The sequence below is a fragment of the Mesorhizobium sp. M1E.F.Ca.ET.063.01.1.1 genome (assembly GCF_003998155.1).
Classification (GTDB): Bacteria; Pseudomonadota; Alphaproteobacteria; order Rhizobiales; family Rhizobiaceae; genus Mesorhizobium.
Map to the genome: position 1 here is coordinate 1 of NZ_RZSC01000691.1, position 3,089 is coordinate 3,089.

The 3,089-nt window shown below is 64.5% G+C and carries 4 protein-coding genes; 1 reads left to right on the top strand and 3 read right to left on the bottom strand.

Annotated elements, in window-relative coordinates:
- Nucleotides 1–212 (bottom strand): GntR family transcriptional regulator (locus EOA29_RS30660; protein WP_127222052.1); only part of this gene is annotated, 212 nt, incomplete at its 3' end.
- Between the two features lie 92 nt (nt 213–304).
- A complete protein-coding gene (locus EOA29_RS30665) occupies nt 305–1,096 on the bottom strand; it encodes a 2OG-Fe(II) oxygenase (protein ID WP_245464766.1) in 792 nt (263 codons plus the stop codon).
- A 101-nt stretch (nt 1,097–1,197) separates the two neighbouring features.
- Here EOA29_RS30665 and EOA29_RS30670 point away from each other — a divergent pair, with 101 nt between their 5' ends.
- Nucleotides 1,198–2,136, top strand: a complete 939-nt coding sequence (locus EOA29_RS30670; protein ID WP_126095346.1) for a LysR substrate-binding domain-containing protein — start codon at nt 1,198–1,200, stop codon at nt 2,134–2,136.
- A 9-nt stretch (nt 2,137–2,145) separates the two neighbouring features.
- Here the strand turns inward: EOA29_RS30670 and EOA29_RS30675 are convergent.
- Nucleotides 2,146–3,089, bottom strand: a 944-nt coding sequence (locus EOA29_RS30675; protein ID WP_127222053.1) for an efflux RND transporter periplasmic adaptor subunit, incomplete at its 5' end; no start/stop codon positions are given.

The window sequence follows — 3,089 nt, forward strand, 5'->3', positions numbered from 1 at the left end:
TAGGGGATGCTGGTCAGGATGCCTTCCTGCACCAGCTCGCGCATCGCCTCGCGCAGCGGCGCGCGGCTCACCCGCATCTGCTCGGAAATCCTGAGCTCGTTGAGCTTTTGCCCAGGCTCCAACTGGCCGGTCAGGATGGCGCGCCTGAGCAGGGCGACGATCTCCGCCCTGCGCGTCGTATCCGCGATCGGACTGAAATCCAGTTTCGCCATGCGTCCCACTCCGGATGAACCGGCTGCAAGACAATCAGATTGTCGACAATCTAACAAGGGGCAATTTGCGAATTCAGGATTTTCATCGATGCTCAAGCCGCGCGGCCGTAGAAGCCGATGCGCTCCTCCTCGGTGAACATGACGCCGGGGCGCTCGTAGTAGGAAAACACCGCGATCATGCGCTCCCGCTCGCCTTCGACCGTGGTGACGCGATGCGCGGTGTTCTTGCCGCGGAAGACATTCAGCGTACCGGCCTTCATGCGCAGGATCTTCGCTTCCGGATCGCGCCCTTCGAGCAGCCTGGCGACGCCGTCGTAGTTCGGATCGTCGTCCGAACGCAGGTCGGTGCGGTATTCGAGGTCGCCGCCGCGCTCCGGAGCCTGGAGCAGCAGCGTCGTGGTGAATTCCGAGCGGTCGAAGTGCCAGTTCAACGCCTCGCCGGCCCGATAGGCCATGACATTGGCGCGGGCGAGCGGATCCTGCATGACATGCAATTGCGGCTTGTCCATCGTCACCGCCAGGAAACGCACCAGGGGCTCGTATTCGTAGATGGCGAGGACAATGCTGCCGGGAATCTGGTCGGCGCAGACCGTGTGGCTGATCGTCTCGACCTTGCGCAGCGCCGGATGGTCGGGCGAAAGCTCCGGGATCGAGGGCTTGAAGTAGATGTTGTGCATGCGCTTGTGCGTGTGCGAGCGCGTATCCATCACCGGCCGGATTTCCGCGACGGCCCTCTCGGCAACGCCCGGGCGCAGGAAGCCTTCCAGGTTGAACATGCCGTTGGCGTTGAGCGCCGCGGTCGATTCCTCCACAAGGCGCTGCCATTCTGGGCTGCCCTCGCGGTCGAGCGGGTAGCGGTCGAGGTCGAGAATGTCTTCGATCATTGTGTCCTCCAAAAATCTGAGGTCACTAGACAGCAAGGAAATCTTTCTCTCAACGCGGAAAATTGTTAGGCTTCCGCAAGAAAAACTTGGTGAAGGCCTATATGGAAAAGCTTCCGCCACTCAACGCGGTCAGGGCGTTCGAGGTCGCCGCCCGCGCCGGCAGCTTCACGCTTGCCGCCACCGAGCTCGGTGTCTCGTCGGCCGCGGTCAGCCAGCAGATTCGCAATCTCGAAGACTGGTTCGGCAAGCAATTGTTCGTGCGCAACGGCAACCGCATCACGCTCACCGATGCCGGCCATGCCATCTATCCGCAGACGGCGCGGGCGCTGGGCGAGATAGCCGCTGTCGGCCGGCGCATGCTGGAAGGCGGCTTGCGGACGCGCCTCGTCGTCAGCGTGCCGTTCTCGCTGGCCGAACTGTGGCTGGCGCCGCGCCTGGCCGTGCTGCTCGACGGCTTCCCGCAGATGGCGATCGATGTCCGCGTCGAGGACGATCCCGTCGACGTCGTGCGCCAGAACATCGACCTGCGCATCAGCTACGGCGACTACCACTATCCGGCGCTGAAAATGGTCCGCCTCGTCCATGACGACGTGCTGCCGGTCGCGTCGCCGGAGTTCTGGCGGCGCCACGGCAACGAGGCCCTCGATCTGTCGAACGCGCATGAGAGCCAGTTCATCCACACCAACTGGGGCCCGAACTACGCCTCGCATCCCACCTGGGCAGACTGGTTCGCGGCAGCGGGCGGCAACCGCGCGCCCGATCCTTCGCACGGTCGCCGCGTCGGCCTCTCCAGCCTGGCGATCGGCGCGGCGAAGCTGGGACTGGGAATCGCCCTGGGACAAAGGGTGATGGCCAGCGCCGACCTGCAAGCTGGACGGCTGATCGCGCTCTCGCCGGTTTCAGTGCGCCTCGGCCAGCCCTATTGCGCCTTCATGCTGCCGGCCAAGGCCGAGCGCGCGGACATTGCGGACTTGGTGGAGCTTCTTAGCAAAACGGCGCCCTCGACGTGGGAGTCGAGGGCGCCGTCGGACCGGGACTGATGGGGGTTATCAGCTGGCCGGTTTCGGTTGCGGCAAGGGAGAAACCGGCATTCCGGGTCCGATCTTCTGCAGATTGCCCGTGATCACCTGGTCGCTCTCGGAGATGCCGGAGGTCACGGAGATCAGGTCGCCGTCGGTCGGCCCGAGCGAGACCAGTTTCTGGTCGACGGTATTGCCCTTGCCGAGGACATAGAGGTATTTGCCGAGCTGGCTGGAGCCCAGCGCCACCTGCGGCACCATCAGCGTGTTGGGCTGTTCCTTCACATGCAGCCGCACGCGGACATATTGGCCTGGCAGCAGCCTGAACTTGGCGTTGCCGATCGTTGCGCGGGCCGTGATCGTGCCGGTCGAATGGTCGATCGTGTTGTCGATGAAGGTGAGCTCACCCTTCTGGCTTGGCTCGGTCTCGCCGGGCAAGAGCACGTCGACCGCGATCGGACCGGCCGCCTTGGCTTGCTCGATCTCAACGAGGTCGGTCTCACTCGGATTGAAGGTGACGTAGATCGGGTCGAGCTGCACCAGCGTGTTGAGCACGGTGCCGGCGACGCTCACCAGCGTGCCGACCGAGGCCTGGTTGCGGCCGATGCGGCCCGGGAAGGGGGCTTTGATTTCCGCATAGCCGAGATTGAGCTCAGCCGTTCGCACTGCCGCCTTGTCGAGAAGCAATGCCGCTTCGGCCCCGCGCAAGGTGCTGGTGCGCTGGTCGAAACTATCCTTGGCAAGATAGCCGCTCTTGGCGAGCTCGCTGCCGCGGCCGAGGTTCGAGCGCGCATAGTCGAGCGTCGCGGTATCGCGCTCGACCTGCGCCTTGGCCTGGTCGAGGGCTGCCTGATAGTCTTCCGGCGCGATCCTGTAGAGCAGGTCGCCCTGCTTGACGTCGCTGCCGTCCGCCGCTGTCTGCTCCTGCAGGTAGCCCGGCACGCGCGCCTGCAGGGTGATGCTGCGGATCGACT